The 22,266-nt window shown below is 36.5% G+C and carries 24 protein-coding genes; 3 read left to right on the top strand and 21 right to left on the bottom strand.

The window, feature by feature from the left end; genetic code table 11:
- From IWB18_RS05335 to IWB18_RS05290, 10 genes are all read right to left on the bottom strand, one after another.
- The gene (locus IWB18_RS05335; RefSeq protein WP_195682580.1) at positions 1 to 1,767 is read right to left on the bottom strand and encodes a V-type ATP synthase subunit A; all 1,767 of its coding nucleotides are present in this window, start codon (positions 1,765 to 1,767) and stop codon (positions 1 to 3) included.
- Positions 1,767 to 2,372 (bottom strand): V-type ATP synthase subunit E, encoded by a 606-nt coding sequence (locus IWB18_RS05330; protein WP_195682579.1) that lies wholly within the window; start codon positions 2,370 to 2,372, stop codon positions 1,767 to 1,769. The genes IWB18_RS05335 and IWB18_RS05330 overlap by 1 nt, the downstream gene beginning before the upstream one ends.
- 13 nt (positions 2,373 to 2,385) lie before the next feature.
- Positions 2,386 to 2,685 (bottom strand): V-type ATP synthase subunit F, encoded by a 300-nt coding sequence (locus IWB18_RS05325; protein ID WP_195682578.1) that lies wholly within the window; start codon positions 2,683 to 2,685, stop codon positions 2,386 to 2,388.
- Positions 2,686 to 2,695: 10 nt separating this feature from the next.
- A complete protein-coding gene (locus IWB18_RS05320) occupies positions 2,696 to 3,115 on the bottom strand; it encodes an ATP synthase subunit C (RefSeq protein ID WP_195682577.1) in 420 nt (139 codons plus the stop codon).
- Positions 3,116 to 3,131: 16 nt separating this feature from the next.
- Entirely contained in the window at positions 3,132 to 5,078 is a 1,947-nt protein-coding gene (locus tag IWB18_RS05315; RefSeq protein ID WP_195682576.1) for a V-type ATP synthase subunit I, read from the bottom strand.
- On the bottom strand, positions 5,069 to 6,136 hold the full coding sequence (locus tag IWB18_RS05310; RefSeq protein ID WP_195682575.1) for a V-type ATPase subunit: 1,068 nt from the start codon (positions 6,134 to 6,136) through the stop codon (positions 5,069 to 5,071). Before IWB18_RS05310 ends, IWB18_RS05315 begins: the two co-directional genes overlap by 10 nt.
- A gap of 3 nt (positions 6,137 to 6,139) precedes the next feature.
- Complete coding sequence (locus IWB18_RS05305) at positions 6,140 to 6,466, bottom strand: hypothetical protein (protein WP_195682574.1); 327 nt, start codon at positions 6,464 to 6,466, stop codon at positions 6,140 to 6,142.
- Between the two features lie 178 nt (positions 6,467 to 6,644).
- A complete protein-coding gene (locus IWB18_RS05300; protein WP_195682573.1) occupies positions 6,645 to 7,859 on the bottom strand; it encodes a pyridoxal phosphate-dependent aminotransferase in 1,215 nt (404 codons plus the stop codon).
- A gap of 89 nt (positions 7,860 to 7,948) precedes the next feature.
- On the bottom strand, positions 7,949 to 8,329 hold the full coding sequence (gene gloA / locus IWB18_RS05295) for a lactoylglutathione lyase (RefSeq protein ID WP_195682572.1): 381 nt from the start codon (positions 8,327 to 8,329) through the stop codon (positions 7,949 to 7,951).
- Positions 8,330 to 8,444: 115 nt separating this feature from the next.
- Entirely contained in the window at positions 8,445 to 9,623 is a 1,179-nt protein-coding gene (locus tag IWB18_RS05290) for an ATP-binding protein (RefSeq protein WP_195682571.1), read from the bottom strand.
- Positions 9,624 to 9,756: 133 nt separating this feature from the next.
- Between IWB18_RS05290 and IWB18_RS05285 the strand changes: the two genes are divergently transcribed.
- Both IWB18_RS05285 and IWB18_RS05280 read left to right on the top strand, forming a co-directional pair.
- Positions 9,757 to 10,164: a PspC domain-containing protein gene (locus IWB18_RS05285; RefSeq protein WP_195682570.1), complete on the top strand. Its 408-nt coding sequence runs from the start codon at positions 9,757 to 9,759 to the stop codon at positions 10,162 to 10,164.
- Complete coding sequence (locus IWB18_RS05280) at positions 10,161 to 11,063, top strand: LiaI-LiaF-like domain-containing protein (protein ID WP_195682569.1); 903 nt, start codon at positions 10,161 to 10,163, stop codon at positions 11,061 to 11,063. Before IWB18_RS05285 ends, IWB18_RS05280 begins: the two co-directional genes overlap by 4 nt.
- On the opposite strand, the gene IWB18_RS05275 is transcribed toward IWB18_RS05280, so the two are convergent.
- Positions 11,057 to 12,058 carry an NAD(+)/NADH kinase gene (locus tag IWB18_RS05275; RefSeq protein WP_195682568.1) on the bottom strand — a complete coding sequence of 334 codons (1,002 nt, stop codon included), beginning with the start codon at positions 12,056 to 12,058 and terminating at the stop codon, positions 11,057 to 11,059. The two genes, IWB18_RS05280 and IWB18_RS05275, sit on opposite strands and share 7 nt — an antisense overlap.
- A 253-nt stretch (positions 12,059 to 12,311) precedes the next feature.
- Between IWB18_RS05275 and IWB18_RS05270 the strand changes: the two genes are divergently transcribed.
- On the top strand, positions 12,312 to 13,223 hold the full coding sequence (locus IWB18_RS05270; protein ID WP_195682567.1) for an alpha/beta fold hydrolase: 912 nt from the start codon (positions 12,312 to 12,314) through the stop codon (positions 13,221 to 13,223).
- 3 nt (positions 13,224 to 13,226) lie between these two features.
- Here IWB18_RS05270 and IWB18_RS05265 read toward each other — a convergent pair whose 3' ends face one another.
- From IWB18_RS05265 to polA, 10 genes are all read right to left on the bottom strand, one after another.
- Positions 13,227 to 14,078 (bottom strand): DegV family protein, encoded by an 852-nt coding sequence (locus IWB18_RS05265; RefSeq protein WP_195682566.1) that lies wholly within the window; start codon positions 14,076 to 14,078, stop codon positions 13,227 to 13,229.
- Positions 14,079 to 14,088: 10 nt separating this feature from the next.
- The gene (locus tag IWB18_RS05260) at positions 14,089 to 14,532 is read right to left on the bottom strand and encodes a MarR family winged helix-turn-helix transcriptional regulator (RefSeq protein ID WP_195682565.1); all 444 of its coding nucleotides are present in this window, start codon (positions 14,530 to 14,532) and stop codon (positions 14,089 to 14,091) included.
- Between the two features lie 110 nt (positions 14,533 to 14,642).
- Positions 14,643 to 15,326, bottom strand: a complete 684-nt coding sequence (locus IWB18_RS05255; protein ID WP_195682564.1) for a DUF1638 domain-containing protein — start codon at positions 15,324 to 15,326, stop codon at positions 14,643 to 14,645.
- Between the two features lie 68 nt (positions 15,327 to 15,394).
- Positions 15,395 to 16,120 (bottom strand): GntR family transcriptional regulator, encoded by a 726-nt coding sequence (locus IWB18_RS05250; protein ID WP_195682563.1) that lies wholly within the window; start codon positions 16,118 to 16,120, stop codon positions 15,395 to 15,397.
- An 11-nt stretch (positions 16,121 to 16,131) separates the two neighbouring features.
- The gene (locus tag IWB18_RS05245) at positions 16,132 to 16,770 is read right to left on the bottom strand and encodes a cobalamin B12-binding domain-containing protein (protein ID WP_195682562.1); all 639 of its coding nucleotides are present in this window, start codon (positions 16,768 to 16,770) and stop codon (positions 16,132 to 16,134) included.
- A 119-nt stretch (positions 16,771 to 16,889) separates the two neighbouring features.
- On the bottom strand, positions 16,890 to 17,462 hold the full coding sequence (locus IWB18_RS05240) for a 5-formyltetrahydrofolate cyclo-ligase (RefSeq protein ID WP_195682561.1): 573 nt from the start codon (positions 17,460 to 17,462) through the stop codon (positions 16,890 to 16,892).
- Between the two features lie 50 nt (positions 17,463 to 17,512).
- Positions 17,513 to 17,968 carry a ribonuclease HI gene (gene rnhA, locus IWB18_RS05235; RefSeq protein ID WP_195682560.1) on the bottom strand — a complete coding sequence of 152 codons (456 nt, stop codon included), beginning with the start codon at positions 17,966 to 17,968 and terminating at the stop codon, positions 17,513 to 17,515.
- Positions 17,969 to 17,993: 25 nt separating this feature from the next.
- Positions 17,994 to 18,527, bottom strand: a complete 534-nt coding sequence (locus tag IWB18_RS05230; protein ID WP_195682559.1) for a Holliday junction resolvase RecU — start codon at positions 18,525 to 18,527, stop codon at positions 17,994 to 17,996.
- Between the two features lie 4 nt (positions 18,528 to 18,531).
- On the bottom strand, positions 18,532 to 19,500 hold the full coding sequence (locus IWB18_RS05225) for an RluA family pseudouridine synthase (protein ID WP_195682558.1): 969 nt from the start codon (positions 19,498 to 19,500) through the stop codon (positions 18,532 to 18,534).
- An 8-nt stretch (positions 19,501 to 19,508) separates the two neighbouring features.
- Entirely contained in the window at positions 19,509 to 22,178 is a 2,670-nt protein-coding gene (gene polA, locus IWB18_RS05220; protein ID WP_195682557.1) for a DNA polymerase I, read from the bottom strand.
- Positions 22,179 to 22,266 lie beyond the last annotated feature (88 nt).

Here is a 22,266-nt window from a genome sequence, read left to right as displayed (position 1 = left end):
CTAATTAGTGTATTTTCCATTAAGTTCATTGTAGTAGTCGTCTATCATTGTTTGTATTTCATCTATTTTACTTAGATCCGAATTGGGGACCGTGTATTTCATCTTGATCAGTTCATCAAACAAATCTTGATTTTTCACCATTGATATGGGTATATTCAAAGCGACGGATTCTTTGCATCTTTCATACAAGTAGTCAATTATTTGCAGCATCCTGTATTGTTTTTTTATAGGTACAAATGTATCCTCTTTGTTGAATGCGTTCTGTTGCAAAAATCCAGCCTTGATTATCTTGGATATTTCAAGTATTATCCTTTGATCATCAGGAAGTACGTCTTCCCCAACCAGCATAACGATCTCCTGAAGTTTATTTTCTCTGAAAAGCAACTCCAGCATTTTATTCCTTAAAGGAATTGCACCGTCTGAAAGATTTTCTTCGTACCAGCTCTCCAATACTTTTATATAGCCACTGTAACTATCCAACCAGTTTATGGCCGGGTAATGTCTAGCATAAGCCAACTCCTTGTCCAGTCCCAAGAATACATTGACATACCTCTTTGTATTTTCTGTTACCGGTTCTGAAAAATCTCCTCCTGCGGGAGAAACTGCACCTATGATAGTGACAGATCCTTCGCTTTTGCCTAGTGTCTCAACGTACCCGGCTCTTTCATAAAATTCAGCGATCCTGGAAGATAAATAAGCAGGGTAACCCTCTTCCGCCGGCATCTCCTCCAGACGACCCGATATCTCTCTCAAAGCCTCAGCCCACCTTGATGTTGAATCTGCCATTATAGCGACGTCATATCCCATATCTCTGTAATACTCGGCCATGGTTATTCCGGTATATATGCTCGCTTCCCTTGCTGCTACGGGCATATTTGAAGTATTAGCAATCAAGACAGTTCTTTCCATCAACGGCCTATTGGATTTTGGATCTATCAGTTTTGGAAAATCTTCCAAAACTTCCGTCATCTCATTTCCCCTTTCACCGCAACCGATGTAAATAATGATATCCGCATCAGACCATTTGGCAAGTTGATGCTGAGTCATTGTCTTTCCCGTTCCGAATCCTCCTGGAATAGCGCAAGTACCGCCTTTGGCCAAAGGGAAAAACATATCCAGAACTCTCTGTCCAGTGGTTAGCAGTTCTTGAATCTCTTTTCTTACCTTTACCGGCCTAGATACTCTAACAGGCCACTCGTGATACATTTTTAATTCTTGTCTGACTCCATCCTGATCCAAAACAACCAGAACATCCTCCATTGAATATTTTCCACTATCTTTGATCTCAAGTACAATTCCGCTTTTTTCCGGTGGGACCAGCAGTTTATGGCGAATAAGACCAGACTCATCCACATAACCAAAAGCTTCTCCTTCTTTTAGCTTATCTCCTTGTTTCACCGTAAGTTCAACGTCCCACAACTTCTCTTCATCCAAGGATATCATCCCAATGCCTTCAGGTATGAAATCCTTGTTTACTTCGTCTATTTTAAGAAGCGGTCTCTGAATGCCGTCAAATATATTTCCGATCATGCCCGGTCCCAATTTGACCGACAAAGGCTTTCCGGTGGATACAATTTCTTCACCAATCTTCAGGCCTTCAGTTTCCTCATAGACCTGAATTATACCAGTATCCTCTTCAAGAATGATTACTTCACCTATCAACCTTTTGTTTCCGACCATTACCATTTCCCGCATTTTAAATCCGGACATGCCTCTGCCTCTGATTACAGGGCCGTTTATCATGGTGATTCTTCCGTTTTCAGTCATTACTGATCCCCTTTCTCCCAAGACTCCTGGAGAAGTAATCCAATTTCGTTGTGACTTTCGTCCAGCCTTGTTTTTAATGAAAGATCCTTCTTTTCAGTGCCTTTTGACGATTCCAAGACAGCTCCCCCGATATTAGAATTGTCCATCTCTAAAAAATCAACCTTCGGATATTTCAAATTGAGTCTGCCAGCATAATTTTCAAGATCTTTTAGCACCAAATAAACTTTTGTCCAATCATGATCTCCTGTAAAGTTCGAATCCAATAATCGGATCAGCCATTCTTCATATTCACTGCTTTCGGTAAATGATCTTAATTCTCCATTGACAAGTGAAATCAGATCTTCCATCATCATGTTCTTGACTTCAAAAACTTCATCTCTGGCTTTTAGTTTAGCCTGGGATATTTTTTTTTGTGCTTCAAGTTCAATTTTTTTCTTTTGCTTAGTTTCTAAAGTACTGCATTTTTCAAGTATTTCTTTCTGTTTTTCTTCTACAATACGATCAAGTCTAGCCTTTGTTTCGGAAAGTACGTCCTCTTTTATCTTCAATTCTTTTTCATAAACATATTTCGAAAAAGTCCTTATCTTGTCTTCTACTGTGATCATGATTTTCCTCCTGTCACAATCCTATGGATTCCTTTATATAGTTCGTTATTTTTTCCTTGCTTTCGTCAAATCCGTGTCTATCCGGTATAACTGTTATCAAAGGAATACTGTTCTTTTCTTTATATTCGATTACTTTTTCCTTGATTTTTACGTAGATTTTTTCAGTCAGGAATATAATTCCATATCCTGAAGAAACTGCCGTCTTAAAAACCATTTCTGCATTTTCTATATTTTGCAGGTATTCACCTTCTATCCCTGCCATTCTCAAACCTACGTATGTATCTCTGTTGTCACTTATTAAATATGATTTCATGAGTGCCTCCTTACAGAGCCCCCAATATCATTATGGAGATTACCAGTCCATAAATGGCTATGCCCTCTGCCAAACCAACATATATCAGTGTTTTACCCAGCATTTTTTCGTCTTCCGAAACTGCTCCCAAAGCTGCAGATCCTACATTACCAACTGCCACACCACTACCCAGACATGCAAGACCGGTGGATAAAGCTGCTCCCATGTATCCCAAACCCGATGATGAAGTCGCTGTTTCAGCAGCGTGGACCATATCCGGTATGATCACGAGAATTGCACCAAGCATCATTGGTATGAACATGGTGAGGTTCAACTGAAGAAATCTACGGATTTTACTATTGTGTTCATAACCTTTTTTCAAATAATAAACTCCGCCCGATATGGTAAGAAAAATCACAAAAATCGCACTGTACAAAATAAAATTCAACATTTTAAATTCCTCCTAATTATAGTTTTGCCGGCTTGAATTCTATGCCGCCACCTTCAAAATATTTGCTGAAAAGTTCATAATATTCCAATCTCATTACTTGAATACCTACAATTAGTCCTTCAAGACCAATGATGAAGACATTCCCGACTATATATACAGCCGTACTTCCAACTCCCGATCCCGTTAATTTAGCCAAGGATTCAAATGCCAGAAACAGTCCAACATGATTAAGGGCAAATGCTCCTACCCTGATAAACGACAATGTATTGCTTGCCATGCTTAAAAGTATCTCGAACATCTCGAACACTTTTTCGACAACACTCTCATGTTCATGCTCCCCATGTCCGGGTTCCTTGAAACCGAGCATTTTTGAAACAGATTCTTTTAAAAACAGTATAACTACCGCCACTACTGCAATCAGAGACAAAAATGCCACTGACAAGACCCGATTTCCTGTAGCTATTGCCAAAACTATCAAAAGCAAGGTCAAATAAAGTAGAAAGCCTGTTAATCCGTTTTTACCCAAAATAAAATTCGAATAGTTTTTTACCTTTATGCTATTTACCATACCATATATGTAACTTACCAGAAGAAAAGCAACGCCGATTATTATGGCTGTGATCAAAATTGTATTTATATGATGAAAAGGCTTGACCCATATTGCGGGTAACAGGTTTTCAAATCCAAAGATACTGCCATATACGACCCCGAAAACCATGGAACTGATTCCCAGACGCTGAATTATATTACCCAAGGCAATGCCTTTTTTGTTTGCAAGGATCCCAAGCAGCAGCAATACGAAACCCTGACCTATATCGCCAAACATAAACCCAAAGAACACCAGGTAGCTGATGCTAAAAAACGGTGTCGGATCCATTTCCTTGTACGATGGCATCCCGTACATCTTGATCATGAATTCAAAAGGTCTAAACATCCAAAAGTTTTTTAATTTGGTTGGCGGTTTCATACTGGGGTCATTGTAATCTTCATTGAACATAATGATTATATCTTTAAACTGGGATAATTTATGCTTTATACTGTGTTTCATTTTTTTGGGTATCCAACCGGAAAAATAGAAATGCTCCTCACTGAAAGCCATCTGTTTTTTAATTTCTTCAATTCGCCCGTAGAGATGAAAAACATTGAAGGCAAAATTGCTTTCTTCTCTGTACTCATCCTTAATAGTTTCAATTTCTCTTTCGAGAGTATCTGCTTTCTCTTTAAAGGTTTCACGTTTCATTTTTAGCCAGTCGATTATTTCTTCAGGTTTCTTGTCATATTCTTCTCTAAGCCCTTCGATTATCTTGAAATTCAATGATCTCAAAATCCTGTTTGTCTCGGTTTCTAGATCTTTGGGGGATATTACCAGATACACTTCATTGTTTTCCTCGGTTCCTACGTGAACTACTACTGCGGTGATATTCCCATAATTTCGTTTAAGCTTTTCAACGTTTTCCTTGCTTAAAGATCCCAGCACGCAATTAAAATACTTCAAGTTATTCAGTTCCGACATTTGAATATCGGAATCTCTTAAATATTCGTACGCCTTGATGCTCTGATTCATCAAATCCAAATCGTTTTGGAACAACCTTAATACTTTATGCCTTTTGTGTAACGAATTGTAAATGGTATAAACGCTTTTAACCACTTCATTTAGATCTATGTGTCTATTTAGATTTCTTTTGTCGATTACAAACTCGTCACCATAAACATCTTTTATCAGATCTATACGTTTTTCAAAATCTTCTTTTCCCCTGATATTCATTCCTGATTCTAGAAATGAAAAACCCAGGATCTCCTTTAAGTTTTCTTCAGTCACATCGATAGTGAATCTGAAATTGTCGATTTCAGTGTATGCATCTACCACTTGAACATTTTCCATAAAGAGGATCTCTTTAATAAAATCATCCACATAAGTATTTTCGCCAACCACGTTCATCATTGCTAATTTTTCTATTGCCACTGTTCCACCACCTCGGTATCTCGTATTAAGTACTTGGATATTTCAGCTATAGGCAGCTTGTATCTTTTACACTCTATAATTGAAATAATGTCTTTGACCTCAAATTCCATCAGCATTATAAAAGCGTATACTTTACTAAAATCCAATACTGACTTTCCATAGAGATTTAAACTCTTGTAAAACAGATATCTTTCGATTCTTCTTTCCATGTACAAATCTATATCCCAGTCATGATTGAATAAAAATCCGTAATCCGTTGAACTTAGATATCCTATCATCTTTTGAAAATCGCTTTCATAGACAAGATCCTTTAGTTGAAAATAGTTGAATTTCTTGCCTGAATCGAGAACAAAGTTTATAATTTCCTCTTTTGACATATCGTAGAATTTTCTTGCCCTGTACAGCCATTCCAAATTATATAGATCAATATTTCTTTCTAGAAGGTCAACCGCACCTTTCAAGTCAGCATCTGGTAATTTTTTAGCAGCCTTTATCAACTGGCTATAGTAAAACCTATCCAATATCATCTCGACATAAAAGCTGAACTTGGAATCGACTTGGTTTGTATAAGGTATCAACAACCTGTAATAATCAGTGCCCTTTAATTTCTCCATAAGATCCTGCAATGTTTCTTGAGCCAGCAGTTCCCTGATATCTATTTTTGAAAAAGAATCCGTGGACAGTATATGATTTTCCAAATCCGTTATACTGGTCCTGCCGGTAACCGATTCAATAGCCAATTTTATATCTTCGATTTCAAATTTTTTAAGATATGCAATTATAAATTTCCTATAATCTCCACCTAAATAATGCAATATCTTCTCAATAGATGAAATTAGATGCATGTAAAGTGCTCGCTCAACGTCTCCCCTATGAATCTTTTGGCCTCTTAGCTCAGCCAGTTTTTCGCCATAAACAGAAAATTCCAACAAGTAATCATATATTTGCCTGACGTTATCTTTCCCCATCAAAGCTTTATAGTCGTCCATTTGAAGCATCTTTGACTTGAGCGCACTTGTCTTGGAATAGATGGCGTCTGACTGTGTGTCTAAAAACATCCCCTACCATCTCCCTGCAATTATTGAGTCTGTAATTCGTTTTACAAGTTCCAATTTTAATTTTTCGTATGAATTTTTTATATTCTCACAATAAGCATTGGATTCACTCAGGATTTGGTTTGCCTTCGTTTCGGCTTCTTCCATAATTTCACTTCGAAACCTGTCTAAATTTTTCTTAGTAGTTTCATCAAGTTCCGCTTCCAAATTCCTTATCTTTTCAAAAGCAGACTGTTCGATAAGTTCCAGCTGATTCTCAGTTTCGCTTTTAACATCATCAGCTCTCTTATCCATATCGACAATACGCGATAAGACAAAATTAAGTTCATTCATAAAAACACTTCCCAACCGTAATTTGTACTAAATCTAATACATAATTATACTCTTAATTTGACAAAAATCAAATTAATTCCCATGTTTTACCATATTTCATCACTTTTTTTCAGGCACGAACATTATTATATCATAATATTCTTAAATACCGAACACTAAAAATGGTCTTTCGACCATTTTATTGTCTGTAATATTTCAAAAAATCTTCAAGTCTGTCTAGCGCAATTTTTAGGTCATCAAGGTTTGGTAGAAAAACAATTCGGAAATGATCGGGATTTTTCCAATTGAAGCCAGTTCCTTGAACAATAAGAACTTTTTTGCTCTTCAAAAAATCTAAAGCGAATTTCATATCATCTTTGATGTTAAATCTTTCCACATCTATTTTGGGAAAAGCGTAAAAAGCGCCTGTAGGCTTTGTACAGCTTAATCCTTCTATGGAATTTATTCGCTCATATATATAATCTCTTTGAACATAAAGTCTTCCACCCGGTTTGATCAAATCGTTGATACTTTGATATCCTCCCAGTGCGGTTTGTATGGCATACTGAGCAGGAACATTGGAGCATAGTCTCATGCTTGAAAGCATGTTGATTCCTTGAATATAATCCGATGCATTTTCTCTGTTGCCGCTCAACATCATCCACCCCACCCTAAACCCTGCTATTCGGTGTGATTTTGACAATCCATTGAATGTTATACATAATACGTCTTTGACCAAAGTGGCCATAGGTACATGTTCGACCCCATCGTAGATTATCTTGTCGTATATTTCATCCGCAAAAACAATAATGCCCTTTTCTTCAGCAAGTTTTGCCACCTTTTGAAGCAGTTCTCTTGAGTAAACTGCACCCGTAGGATTATTTGGGTTTATGATCACTATCCCCTTGGTCTTATCAGTAATTTTTGATTCGATGTCCTCAATATCAGGATTCCACCCATTTTCTTCATCACAAATATAATGAACAGGTTTGCCCCCAGCCAAATTTACAGAAGCCGTCCACAAAGGATAATCCGGAGCTGGAACCAAAATTTCGTCACCTGCATCCAAAAGGGCCTGCATAGACATGGTAATGAGCTCGCTCACACCGTTCCCCACATATATATCATCCAATGTTACATCCATTATATTTTTGGTTTGATAATGTTGCATTATCGCTTTTCGTGCTGGAAAAATCCCTTTAGAATCACAATAACCCTCTGCTTCCTTTAAATTGATCCTTACATCGTGTATGATTTCATCAGGGGCGAACAAATCAAAGGGCGCGGGATTTCCTATGTTTAGTTTTATAATACTCTCCCCATTGCTTTCCATGATCATGCTCTGTTCCATTACAGGACCTCTAATGTCGTAACATACATTGTCTAATTTCTTTGATTTGGTAAAACGATTCATTCGATCATCTCATTTCCGCTGTTGAATATTTATGAATTATTATAACAGAACGTTAAAAATAATCAACTTAACAAATTGTAACAATATTTCTACTTTCTGATTACTTCAACCTTGTATCCATCCGGGTCAGTAAGAAAATAAAATTTCCCCGGTGATCCCGGCAGGCCTTTGATATCAGTAACTTCATACCCATTCTTTCGATGGAAATCCAAAGCTCCCTCCAGATCGTCTGTGAATACACCCAGGTGGCTATATCCGTCTCCTATCTCGTATGGAGTTTGCCTGTCATAATTGTAAGTTAACTCAACTTGATTTTTGTCATCCTCATCAGCCATAAAAACCAAAGTAAACCCTGCTTCCGGGAAATCTTTTCTTCGTACTTCTCTAAATCCCAAAGCAGTTCTGTAAAACTCAATGGATTTTTCGAGGTTCAATACTCTCAAGCAAATATGTGCTATTTCAAATTTCATAAATCATGCCTCCTTCCACTTTCATCATTTTATCACATGGAAATATCAGTGTAAAACATGTAATAACCAACATTTAAAATGCGGCAAGGATTTGAGCTCAAGCATCTGCTGATTTTTATCTGATTTTCAATGATTCAACAAATTGTTGCGCACTTCTTCCAGATTTTACTGCTTTCGCCACCTTCCATTCATTGGCCTTGGATCTTAATTCTACTTCAGACAATGAAATTTGATTTTTTGATGCCAACTCGGTTACCATTCTAAAATATAATTCTTCATCGGGTGGTTCAAAATAAATAGTAATTCCAAATCTATCAAACAAAGACAATTGTTCGCTTACTGATTCTCTTCCGTGAACATCTTCATCCCTGTCTGTAAAACTTTCTCTTATCAAATGTCTTCGATTCGAAGTAACCATTATTATCAAATTGTCGGGCTTATTTTCAAAACTGCCTTCCAAGGCTGCTTTTAAATCTTTGTATTCTGTTTCAAACTTTTCAAAAGACAAATCATCGATAAATAATATGAATTTGTGTTTTCTATTCCTGACCATATTGCTTACCGACGGCAAATGATTAAATTGACTTTTTTTCATTTCAATCACCCTCAGCCCCATATACTTATATTTGTTCAACAATGCCTTGACAGTAGATGACTTGCCGGTTCCTCTTTCTCCGTACAACAAGACATTGTTGCAGGCTTTTCCCTCGATCAAAGCCAATGTATTCGCTTGTATAGTCCCAATCTGTCTTTCATACCCGATAAGGTCTTCAAACATCACTTCATCGTAATGAGTTATAGGTATTAAGTTCCCTCCATTGTCGATTTTGAAAACGTAATTACTTACAAATATACCCCTTCCTTCTTTTTTGTGATAAGCATGCAAAAAACGAAACATTTCAATCATGTTATTGTCAAAAAAACCCTTTGCAGCCTTTTTTCCTCTAAATCCCAACAAGATCTCAGTTTTACCAGCCGACAATTTTGATATGTCGAAGGAAGCTAATGCTCTGAGTTTATTTAAATCATGCATGACCATCTGCAAAATTTTTTTCGGTACGTTATCACCTCGCTCCGCCATTTCCGAAAATATGTTGTCATCCTTTAAAATCAGTTCTTCCAGGTATGTCACCCATAAATTTTCCACCGATCTTCCCCTAAAATGTTCAAGTAGATGATTTATCAAAAGATAGTAATACCTTTCGTCTTTGGTATCCTTGAATTTGCAATAATACCGAATACCAGCTTCTTCCAGCAATTTGTTATAGATATATAAACCAAAGTCATTTTTCATTTCATCATCTCCACTCTCTTTTAAATTTACACTTATTTCAGAACCCTTGCAAGATTAATTCTGTGGTAATTTTTTCTTAATGTTTTTCTAATCTTATTGTCTTATAGTTAAATTATAGATTGGAGGGTGCAAAATGAATAAAAGACTTTTTAAATCTCGCAAGGATAAAATGGTATTGGGTGTTTGCGGAGGAGTCGCAAAATATTTTGGCATCGATGCTTCGGTGGTCCGTATCATCTGGGCTGTAACAGCATTGGTGTATGGTACCGGCGTTTTGTTATACCTGATAGCCGCCTTTATTCTTCCTTACGAAGATGAACTTTACGGCAGAAGTAACGAATCCGTTGAAGACAACGATCAGGATCAAAGGTCCGATACAGAAAACCAGCGAAAAGTTTTGGGAGCTGTATTGATTATCTCCGGCTTGTTTTTACTACTCAAGAACTTCAGATTTTTTTTCAACACAGACATGCTTTGGCCTGTAATAATAATTGGATTCGGATTATTTCTTATTATAAAAGGAAGGAATGATAATCAGTGAAAAACAAAAATCTTCTTCTTGGTGTGGTATTGATTTGTATTGGTGCATTGTGGTTTTTGGACAATCTTGGATTTATTGATTATTCTCCAAGATACCTTGTCAATTCAATTGCGGATCTATGGCCCCTGCTTATAGTAATTCTGGGAGCAGGAATGATAATCAACAACAAAACAGCAGACAGGATACTCTGGGTATTGTTTTTTCTAGTAATTTTGGTCTACTCCTTTATCTTGCAATATGGAAATCCCTTGTCAAATAATATGAGCAACAATAAAATTAATAAAGATACCTATAGTTATCCTTTGACGCAATCGGTTTCGAATGGTGAATTGGATATTGACATCGGAGCTGCAAAATTCACACTCGACAAATTGAGTGAGACAAATTTGATTGAATTGGACTCTAACATAGATGAACTTTATGTCGATGTATCAGGTGATGAGAATTTAAAATCTGTGAAAATAGACAACAAGGGGAATATGATAAATATCGGCGACTCTTCCGAAAATGAATTGGATTTATATCTAAACAGCAGTATCGACTGGGATATCGAAATAAATACAGGCGCAGTAGATTCTGACCTGGATTTTTCGGGGATAAAGACCAACTCGCTAAAAATAAACCTGGGTGCCGGAAAAATGAAAATTAAATTTGGGGATACTATTGAACATACCAACTTCGTTTTAAAAAGCGGAGTTTCCGATATTGCTATCTACATTCCCAAAGAGTCCGCGCTTAAAATCAATATGGCCGGTGCGTTGAATTCAACTAATCTAGATCAGTTGAATTTGGACAAAAATGAAAGCACCTACATATCTGAAGGATACGCAGGTGCAGAAAACACTATTGATATGAATATCGAAATGGGACTTGGAAAACTCACATTCTTTTACTATTGATTTATTCTTTCAAAAAAATTGTTTTTAACAGCATGTTCTAAAATCTTATTTACGTCAACTCTGAGAGGACCATTTCTTCTAATTACGAACCCCAAGACATCTTCTTCATTGAACATGACAGCTCTTTCACCGTCAAGTGCAATGGTTCCCTTATGTGAAGTTTTGGCTATATACATTTGATCCAAGTCCATCTTAACCGACTCATCGACTTTGATATCCGACATTTTTCCGGGACTAAAAGGTGCTAGAAATCTTTTGGTCCCTTCGTTTATTTTTATCCTGTAACCAAAATTGTCTTGAGGTAGACAAACGGTATTTATACCAATTACAGATGAAAACCCGATAGATGCTGGATGTGCCCTTGACACGATTATTTCAGATATTTCATTGATGTCCCATACGGCACGACTCCCTACATACATGTTTTTGGTTACGACCGCATCCACCAAAGCTACGTCTACATGAGTTCCGTTTAAGTATATGTCAATAACTTTGTCCTCATCCACATAATCTGGAGAATTTCCAAATTGCGCAAGTGCCGCCGCTGCCATTCCGGCTACAGTTCCTTCCAAAAACTCAGGGTAAACATTGTTGGTCCCGGTTGAAACAGATATTATGGGAGTCTTTACCCTGGCTTTGGCAATAAGCCTGCTTGTACCATCTCCACCCATGACTATGATACAGTCGACATTTTCTGACTCCATTTTTTCGGCAGCTTCAATAGTATCTTCCCAGGTATTCTTTAAATTCATATTCAATACTGAGATTTCTGACTTTAAATCTCCGTTGTTTTCCAAAGTGTTCTTAACACTCGCTCCCATATTATATGCATCCGGCATTATATAAAATTTTTCGACACCCAAATCTTGGGCACCTAAAATCATCCTTTCGACCATGTTTGCCTTCTCATTATTGCCTATTGTCATAGCATAGGAAAAAATCCTTCTTATGTCTTTGCCTGAATTTGGGTTGGCTATTATTCCAATTTTTTTCATATGATCAGCTCCTGTTCTGTGATAGTTGACATTTCTTTGATACCCATGTTATGGCTTTTTAAAATTAAATTTTAAATTCATGATATAATATCCGCGAAAAACGGATCATGCCGCAGAAAATTAGTTTTTTCCATGCTAGAATGAGAAAAATTCAAATTTTCTATGGCTGAGCACTCGCGACCTCCGATGCGTTAAGCATCGGAGAGATAATCCGTTTTGTTTATGATATAATGTTTCAAAAGGAGATGGTGAAATGTATACAAAAGAACTCTTCAAATCATTTGACGAAACAAATATCTATTGGTACAAGTGGCCGGCTCACAAGCAACAGGTTGGTTCGGCTATTATCATTCACGGTATGGCTGAACATTCTTTAAGATACAACAATTTCGCTTCCTTTTTAAATTCTGCAGGTTATGACGTATACGCCTTGGATTTGAGAGGTCATGGTGCTACTGGAGAAGACTCCCTTCTTGGATGGTTCGGCCCACAAAAGGGTTGGTTCAATGTTTTGGATGATATAAAACTTTTCATTGAAAAAGCTATTGGTTCCGACGAAAACATGATTATGATCGGGCACAGCATGGGTTCACTTCTTGTTAGAAGTTATTTGATCAAGTATTTCGATTCCCGAATAAGCAAAGTGGTCTTGTCAGGTACAACTGCTGGATTGTCCGATTTTCAAATGAAAGCTTCTCTAAATCTGGCCAAATTAGCCTGCTCCATCGGAGATCCAAAGGAAAAATCCTATTTCATGGATAAAATGATATTCGGTTCATATGCTAATTCAGTAAAAGACCCATCTACAACTTTTGACTGGCTCACAAGAGACAATAGCGTGGTTAATGAATATATTGAAGATCCCTTGTGCGGATTTGTCTGCACCAAAAAATTTTATGTCGATTTAATCACAGGTACACTTTATTGCAACAATGTGGAACTCATCCACCAAACATGTAAAAATGCAAAAATTCTTTTCGTCGGAGGTTCACAAGATCCTGTGGGTAGATTTGGCAGGGATATTTTTAAGCTAAAAAAACTCTATACCCAAGTTTTGGGTACAGAGAAAGTTGAAATCGAACTGTTTGAAAACTTCAGACATGAGGTCTTAAACGAAATAGGCAAAGAATCTGTTTACGAAAGGATCTTAAAATTTATTTCATAACCATCATAAATTCAAAAATGAAAATCCAATTGCCCCAGGTCCTGAATGAGTTCCTACAACTCCCCCGACCTGGCTGGTGAAAATGTCTTTTGTATTGTATGATTTAACGATGAATTCCTTTAATTCGTTCATATATCCAGGTTCAGCTGCATGGACCATAAACACCGATTTGTCGTCAAGATCAAAATTATTTTTTAACAACCATTCTTTGATCCAGCTGATTGCTTTTTTTCGCCCTCTAACCTTGTCTACAGCTACCAGCTTCCCATCTTCCAAAATCAAAATTGGCTTAAGATTAAGTACACTTCCGATAAAAGCTGCACCAGCTGAAAGCCTGCCACCCTTCTTTAAATACTCCAGAGTATCCACTACAATAATAGTTTCAACTTTTTCTTTTGCCTTTTCTATATATTCTTTGATCTCTTCTGCTGTAGCACCTTTATTAGCCATTTTTGCAGCCTCATAAACTAAAAGTGACAATCCCAAGCTGACACTTCGGGAATCTATCAAATAAATTTTGTCCTGATTCTCTGAAAACATTTCTTTAGCCATTACTGCCGAGTTGTATGTACCGCTTAATTCAGAAGAAAGAAATATACCGACCAGTTCATCTCCATCATCAAGAATTTCCTTGAATACTGTTTCGAATTCTCCAGGATTTACCTGAGAAGTTGACGGAGTCTTTTCGGTAGTTTTTAGTTTTTCAAAAAAAGCATCCGATGCTATCTCATATCTGTCCTTAAAATGTTCATCTTCGCCAAAATTCACTGTCAATGGCACTACCTTGATATTAAAATCTTCTTCCAATTGTTTGGATATGTCACTGGCACTATCTGTAATTATTCTTACTCCCATTTTTTTCTCCTTAACTGTAATTTGTCATAAAATAATCTATCAGGTTGTTCAAGCCTTTCATTAAAGCCAACTCCTCGGAGTCACTTAAACTGTTTACAATTTCGTTGATCATGTCATCATGAAATTCTTGATGTAAATCAAAAATATTTTGACCTTTTTCCGTCAAAGATAAAAAAACCACTCTCCGATCTTTCACTCCCCTTTTTCTTGCTACGTATTCTTTCTTTTCCAAGTTATTTATCGCTGTCGTAAGTGTTCCAAGAGTGACATTCAACTCTCCGGCTACTGCTCCCATAGTTGGGCTCTCATTTTTACCAACTGCATCAATAACGTGAATTTCATTTATGGAAAGGTCCTTGCAACCTACTTCTCTTAAAAATTTTTCCTCACTCTTCAATACAAGATTAAACAATAATACCAATGTATCATTAAGTATCGCCTTTACTTCTTTCATTTTATCACCTCAATACTTTGATTATCAAATTATATTTTATATAATTATTCAATAATAATCAATAGAAATTCGAATAATAAAAAAACTCCCGTTTTCAGGAGCCTTAATAATCACATTAAGTTAGAAACACAATTTATGATGCTTACATTGTCCAATTCAAAATCAGCCATGGTGATCTGCTTGTCCTTTTCGATAATTGCGAAATCGTTGCCCCAATCATTTGCAAACAATTTTTCAAGCATGGTAGTCTCACCTTTTTTTATACTGAAGTTTAAATTGATTTTCTTGGCTATTTCTTTAGAAAGCGCGGTGTAATCATTAAGATCATATGCACCAGAGTCTATCAACATAAGGTTTCTGTAATTGTTCAACATTACTTTGAAAATCTGTTTTGTCTTCTCATCACCATATTTTTCCTGACAGTGGGAATATTCTCTTACAATATTTTTTTCAAGTTCGATCCAACCTCTGGTCAAAAAATAAGTGTCTCTGCTGATTTCGTCTTCCTTTTTGTTTAAGAGCATCGAGATACAATCTGCCGTCTTAGGCACAACCATTTTGGCATGACTGCAATTCAATCCGACCAATGCATTCCCACAATTTCCGTATGCCAACAAAATGTGGTCGCACCCCCGGTCAATGTCGATTTCCTTTTGTAATTCAGTCCTCAGCCTGTCAGTATCCATATGAAGCATACCATCAAGCCAAATGATTTCATCGGAGTTGTTGGTTTTATCCTTAGCAACCAAGATTTCATATTTAAGTGTGTCACAGGCAATTATAATATTCTTCATCTGTAGTTCCCCTTACATGTATATACAAGTTATGTTAATATTGTAACATAACCGGGGCGCCATTACAATTAATAAATGCTGTTTGATTTATCGGCAAATGATGATACTGCCTGCAGGTGAAAGAAATCCCCTCTGAAGTACGTAACACCCCATCCTATAGGTCGATTACCCTCATCCAGCATTTTTTGTTCTATCACCATGACTGGATCAGAAATTTCTATTCCCAAAATTTCCTGAAGCTCTTCGCTTGGCTTTTGCACTTTGATCTTTAGTTCCTTGTTGATGGCAAATAATGATTTTTTCTTGGCTACTATTTCTGGAAAAGTAGCGTAGTGTATCTCTTTTTCAACGATGGGTATTCCCCGATAATATGGAATGTACTTGATATCATACGCCACAGGGTTATCGTCGCTCAAGAATACTCTTCTGATCAGTACAACTCTTTTATTTTCAGGTATCTGCATATTGAATATTATTTCAAGCGTTGGCTTAATTATATTTACATCCAACAGTTGAGTGTCTTCCACACTACTTTCGATGGAAGTCATTTCATTGAAGTACAAGATATATTTGTCCTGATTGGGCTCATTTATAAAATTACCCTTGCCAGGCACCGAATATATATATCCTTCTCCAGCAAGGACATTCAAACTTTTTCTTACCGTCATCCTGCTGACTGAGTATTCTTCGCAAAGCGCATTTTCCGATTTGATCATGTCGCCCGGTTTGATTTCACCGGAATTGATCCTCTCTTTAAAATCTTCAACTATTTTCAAATATATAGGTGATCCCATTTCAAATCTCCTTATCTATCGTTCTTGATCCAAGATTTGCATATTTTCAAACCCTCCATGGCATTGTTGGTAAAAGAGTCTGCGCCTATATGCCCGGCAGTATCAGAATTCAGAAGATTTCCTCCTGCTATTATTTTGACATTTTGTTTTAAACCAGCATTTCTGACTGCGTCCACCGTTTGTTTCATGCTGGGTATGGCTAATGATAAAACACCGCTGAGTCCGAGGACTTCAGCTTCAGTCTCCCTGAGTTTTTCTACAAATTTTTCGGGCTCCACATCGACTCCCAAATCATAGATTTGAAAACCTGCCGACCTTGCTAAATTGAGAAATATATCTTTTCCGATATCGTGAAGATCTCCTTTAACTGTTCCTATGACGATTTTCCCCAAAGGTTTATCCCCAACGTAATCTCCATTGAATCTCATGTCTTCGAGTTCCAATACCTCCCTGAATATTATCCCAGCCATTATCAAGTCAGCGATAAAATATTCACATTCTTCGTATAAATCTCCAACCTTGTCCATGCCCTGCTGGAGCAGGTACAAAATTTCATTTATGTCCGTACCTTTTTCCAATTCAGATTTTACGATTTTCAACACTTTGTCTTCATTCAATTCCGTTATAGCTTTAACCAGCAGTTCGTTCATCATTAACCTCCAAAACCCTTTTAATTAAATAAATTCTTCTTGTCTTTAAGTGAAAAATTTCTTTGTCAACAACGTTACCTCTAACGAAAATTTCATTGTTGGAGCGATCGATCATGCCTTTATCCTGCATAAATCGTTTCATTTGGCGTTACGATGATATCAACAGGAAGATCATATTTCCCCGTCGGTATGTCTTCCAATAAAAACTCTTCGTAACAGGGACAAACCGTCAATGTCTCCGCACGTTTTTTTGCAAGAAGTCGGTCATAAAATCCCCCTCCATAACCCATTCTTCTTCCATCTCTAGTAAATGCAACGCCAGGAGTGATTATCAAATCTACTTCTTCCTCCGTCACTGCAACCGCACCTTCAATCGGCATCTCTAAAATTCCGAATTTAGTCATCTCAAAGCCTTCAGGAAATGAATTCGTGACGGCTAAAATCATACTTCTATCGCTAAAATCACAAATGGGTGTAACAACTCTTTTCCCCTCACGAATCATTTCATTGATGAAATCATGAGTGTCGATTTCATTTTCGTAACTTACATATATCATCACAGTATTGCTTTTTTTATATACTTCCATATTCCTGATTTGATTGAATATCTTATTGCTTGCCTCGCTTATATAATTCTTTGAAAATTTGCTTCTTTCTGCCAACACCTTTTTTCTAAGTTCTTTCTTGTCCATTCTCCTGCGGCAGTTTTGCCGCTTCACCCCTTTCAGATTTAGTATGCCAATTAAATCAACTCATCCATCGCTTCATTTACCAGCTGATCAGCTCTGTTGTTGTAAATGTTGTCACCGTGCCCTTTGACTTTTATGAATTCGACTTTATGCTTATTGACCAATTCGTCAAGTTCGATCCATAATTCCCTGTTTTTCAGCTCTCCACTTTTTCCCCTACTCCAATTTTTTTGCTTCCAATTTTTGACCCAGCCCTGATTAAATGCATTAACTACATACGCTGAGTCAGAATATATTTTTACATCACACTTTTCTTTCAACATTTTAAGCCCTGTAATGACAGCTAAAAGCTCCATTTGATTATTTGTTGTATTTCGAAATCCTTTTTTTATTTCCCTGGTGTGATCTTTATGGGGATACATCATAACTATTCCAATTCCTCCAAGATTTTCCTTTGAGGCATCGTTTCCCCTGCATCCGCCGTCTGTATATATCAAAATTTCCTTCATTGATTCAACTCCACAATAAAATATTTCATTCACAATCTTTTAGGTATTCGTTCACTGCCTTCAAATAATGAAGAAGAAACGTACCTTCTCTTTTTATCTCGTATTTGATATTCATGGATTTCCACGGTATGGATTTTCTTCCACCTCTAGCAGCATCATCCCAATATCTTTTAATTTCTTCAAAAGGTATCAAAAAACATCTATCGATTTTTGAATATCTGACTATTATATACGCTAGTCCGTTTTGTTTTCTGAATTTTTCCATAAATTCCAACTGATGTTCATGGATATTTGATATGGGCAAGCTGTCTTTACCTGTTTCCTTGACGTCGAAACACACAGGTATTCCTTGAATATTTCCCATGTAATCAACTGTGCTTTTTTGTTCAAAATAAGCAAGATTGATTATGCCCTTTTCCTGATCCAATCTTATAGGTTTTATAGCTGTGGGCAATTTTTGAATTACAGCCAAACCACAACGCATATATTCCTCGTTGGTTAGATTCACAAATTCTTCCAACGTGCTTCCTCTCAAGCCTCTACTGTTCCAATAAGGCATTTTTTCACTCCTTGAACTGATCTTTTATGATTTTATCAAACAACTCGGGGAGAGGCGCAATTATTGCCAAATCTTTCCCTGCGCCGTAATAATCTTTAATCGATATGGATCTGTTGTGCAGTAGTTGAGATTTCAATCCATATTTTTTGTAATAGAGCTTATTTTCTACTTCATCTCCGTATTTACTGTCACCAATTATTGGTTTTCCTATTGATTTTAAATGGGCACGTATTTGGTGAGATCTACCGGTTATTAAATCTATTTCCATAAGTGTATAATAACCGTTGCACTTAAGTGGTTTCATATGTGTTTCCACCGCTTTTGAGTGTTCAGTCTTGTAGGTGGTAATTTTTGATATATTCTTTGATTTGTCTTTTTCTATATATCCACCGAGATGTATTTCTTCTTCAATTACGCCCTTGATCAAAGCAATGTAATATTTTTTTATATTTCTTTCCCTTATTAGTTGATTGATTTTAATCAGTGTATTGTTGTTTTTTGCAACAATCACGATACCACTGGTGTTTTTGTCAAGTCTGTTGCAACAGGATGGTCTGAAGGTAAGTTCTTTTTCAGGATCGTATGACCCTTGTTTCTTCATATAATTTACGGCAATCTCAACTACCGATAGATCATCGCCATGGGTTAAAATTCCCGGTAACTTGTATACAGCCAATATATTCTCATCTTCAAACAATATGTTTTTACTCTTTAAAATATTTTCTTTGAATGATTCCTTTCCATTTGTGCTGTCTAAAGAAAATTTTCTTATAGTTTCTTCAGCAAGAAACATTTTTATTACGTCTCCTGCTTGAAGCATGTACGAGGGCTCCACCTTATTACCATTTACCTTGATATTTTTCTTTCGAATGTTCTTGGCAATGAAACTCTTTGGAGCATTTTTCATGTATTTGCCGAGAAATCTGTCTATCCTCTGTTTCTCTTCGTTATTGGTAACAACTAATTCTCTCATTAATTTGATTATTTGGCTTCATACCAATTATTCCCTTCTGAAATTTCAACCGTCATAGGCACCTTAAGTTTTGCAGCATTTTCCATTTTATCCACAACTAATTTTCGAACTTCCCGAATTTCTTCTATAGGACAATCTAATACCAACTCATCATGCACGGTCAGTATAAGTTTGGATTTCAATTTTCTTTTCTTCAGTTCCCCATAAACGTTGATCATTGCTATCTTTATTATGTCAGCGGCACTTCCCTGAATGGGCGTGTTCAATGCAAGCCTTTCGCCACTTTTTGCTATCATGGCATTTCTTGAATTGATTTCTGGAATGAATCTTCTTCTTCCAAAAATCGTTGTTACATAGCCCTTTTCATTTGCCTCGTTCACTATGTTTTTCATGTATTCTTCGACACCCGGGTATCTTCCAAAATACCTGTCTATATATTCTTGAGCTTCTTTTCGTGAAATCTGCAAATCTTGGGATAGTCCATAAGCCTGTTTTCCATATATAAGTCCAAAGTTTATGGTTTTGGCATACATTCTTTGTCTTGGCTCAACTTCATCCAATTTGACATTAAAAATCTCTGAAGCAGTCCTTGTATGTATGTCTTCACCTCTTTTAAATGACTCGATCAGCGTCTTGTCACAGGATATGTGAGCTAATATTCTCAATTCTATTTGTGAATAATCGGCATCAAGCAATTTATTTGTTTCTTTAGAGGGGACAAAAATTTTTCTAATTTTTTTACCCATTTCAATTTTTATTGGAATGTTTTGCAGATTTGGATCTGAACTGCTAATACGCCCGGTTGAAGTTAAGGCCTGATTAAAGGTCGAGTGTATCTTTCCAGTCCTTTTGTTTATTATTTGCTTGAACCCTTTGACGTATGTAGAACTAAGTTTTGCCACAGTCCTGTATTCCAATATGGATTCAACTACCGGGTGCTTGTCTGAAAGCTTCTCAAGTACTTCGGCATCTGTCGAATAACCGGTTTTAGTCTTTTTTATCACCGGCAGCTTCAAATCATCAAACAATATCTCCCCGAGTTGTTTCGGCGAATTGATATTGAATTCCTTCCCTGCCAATGAGTAAATTTTTTGCGTCAAATTTTCCAAAATGGAGTCAAATTCGATATCAAGTTTATCCAACTCTTCTTGGTCAATGGTAAATCCTTCATGTTCAAAAGATGCAAGTACCTCCACCAAAGGCAGCTCAATATCATGGAATAAAGATATCATGCCGGATTCTTCCAACAGTTTTTCCAATTTAACAAAAATTTCCGGAATCATGGATGATTGAGTACACATATAATTTTTAACTGTTTCTTCATCAACTTCCGTGAACTTTTTTCTTGATTTTCCTTTTCCGAACACTTCCTCGTGCGATGGGATTTCTATTCCAAAATATTTGGACACGATCTCACTCAAGCCATACCTGCTATCTGAAGGATCCAATAAGTATGATGCCAGGAATCCATCAAATTTCAATGAATTAAAATCGATGTTTCTGCCTAATGACCAAGTCAGCAGATCTTTTGCATCATAGCAATATTTCCCCAATGATTTTGACTCAAAAATTTCTTTGAGTTCTTTGATCATAACATTTTCAGTAATGTGGTTTGAAGAAATATAATAACATTTATCTTCGAAATAAAAACTTATAGCTTTTAAGTTTACAATATCTGTTTTTTCTGTTATATAAGTTACGTACAATTTTTCCTGCACTAAAATTTTTTCTTTAAGACGGGAAAAATCCTCATCGGCATTAATTACAACGATTTTACTATCGGTGATTTCTTTTTGAACTTCTGCAAGTTTATCTTCCCCTGCCAGTCGTTTGACTATGGAGTGGCATTCAAGATCATTAAAAAAATCTATCACTTCCTTGTTCCCATAATCAAGTGTTTTGTATTCGTCAAGTTCAAATACTAAAGGCACTTCTCTTATTATTTCAGCCAGATGCTTGCTTAAGTAGGCATTCTCCTTGTCATTGATCAGCTTTTCTTGCAATTTACCTTTAATTTCTTCTATATTTTCATATACGCCATCCAAGTCTCCATATTCCTTGATCAACTTTACCGCCGTTTTTTCACCTACACCTGCAATTCCTGGAATGTTGTCGGATTTATCTCCCATCAAGGCTTTTACATCGATCAAATCTCTGGGCGAAAGCCCGTAGTCAGAAATGATTTTGTCTTCATCAAAAATATCTACATCACTGATTCCTTTTTTGGTGTATAGAACCTTGACTTTATTGTTGATCAGCTGAAATGCATCCCGGTCCCCTGTCAATATATCCACTTCTATTCCATTTTCAGAACAAATTTTAGATATGGTTCCAATTATGTCATCCGCTTCAAAGCCTTCCAATGAAATTTTTTTGATATCCATCAAATCGAGCATCTTCATAACGTGAGCAATCTGTACTTCAAGGTCCTCAGGCATGAGCATTCTCCCTGCCTTGTATTCGTTATAGGATTCGTGCCTGAAAGTTGGACCGCTTTCATCAAAAGCAACCCCAATATAATCAGGTTTGAAATTTTCCAGTATGTTGATCAACAAATTCCCCAAACCATAAACAACATTTGTTGGAATTCCATCTTTGGTGGCCATTGGTCTGACACCATAAAACATTCTATAAATCAAGCTAAAACCATCTATAATGATCAATCTCTTGTTATCCATATTCCACCGACTTTTTTAAGTATTTTTTCTTATATAGTGTATCATTAATTTAGATAACTTTAAACTTTTTACTGTCAAATATGAAAAA

This window comes from Alkalibacter mobilis, from assembly GCF_015594845.1.
Lineage (GTDB): Bacteria > Bacillota > Clostridia > Eubacteriales > Alkalibacteraceae > Alkalibacter > Alkalibacter mobilis.
This window is presented reverse-complemented; position numbering and strand designations above follow the sequence as displayed.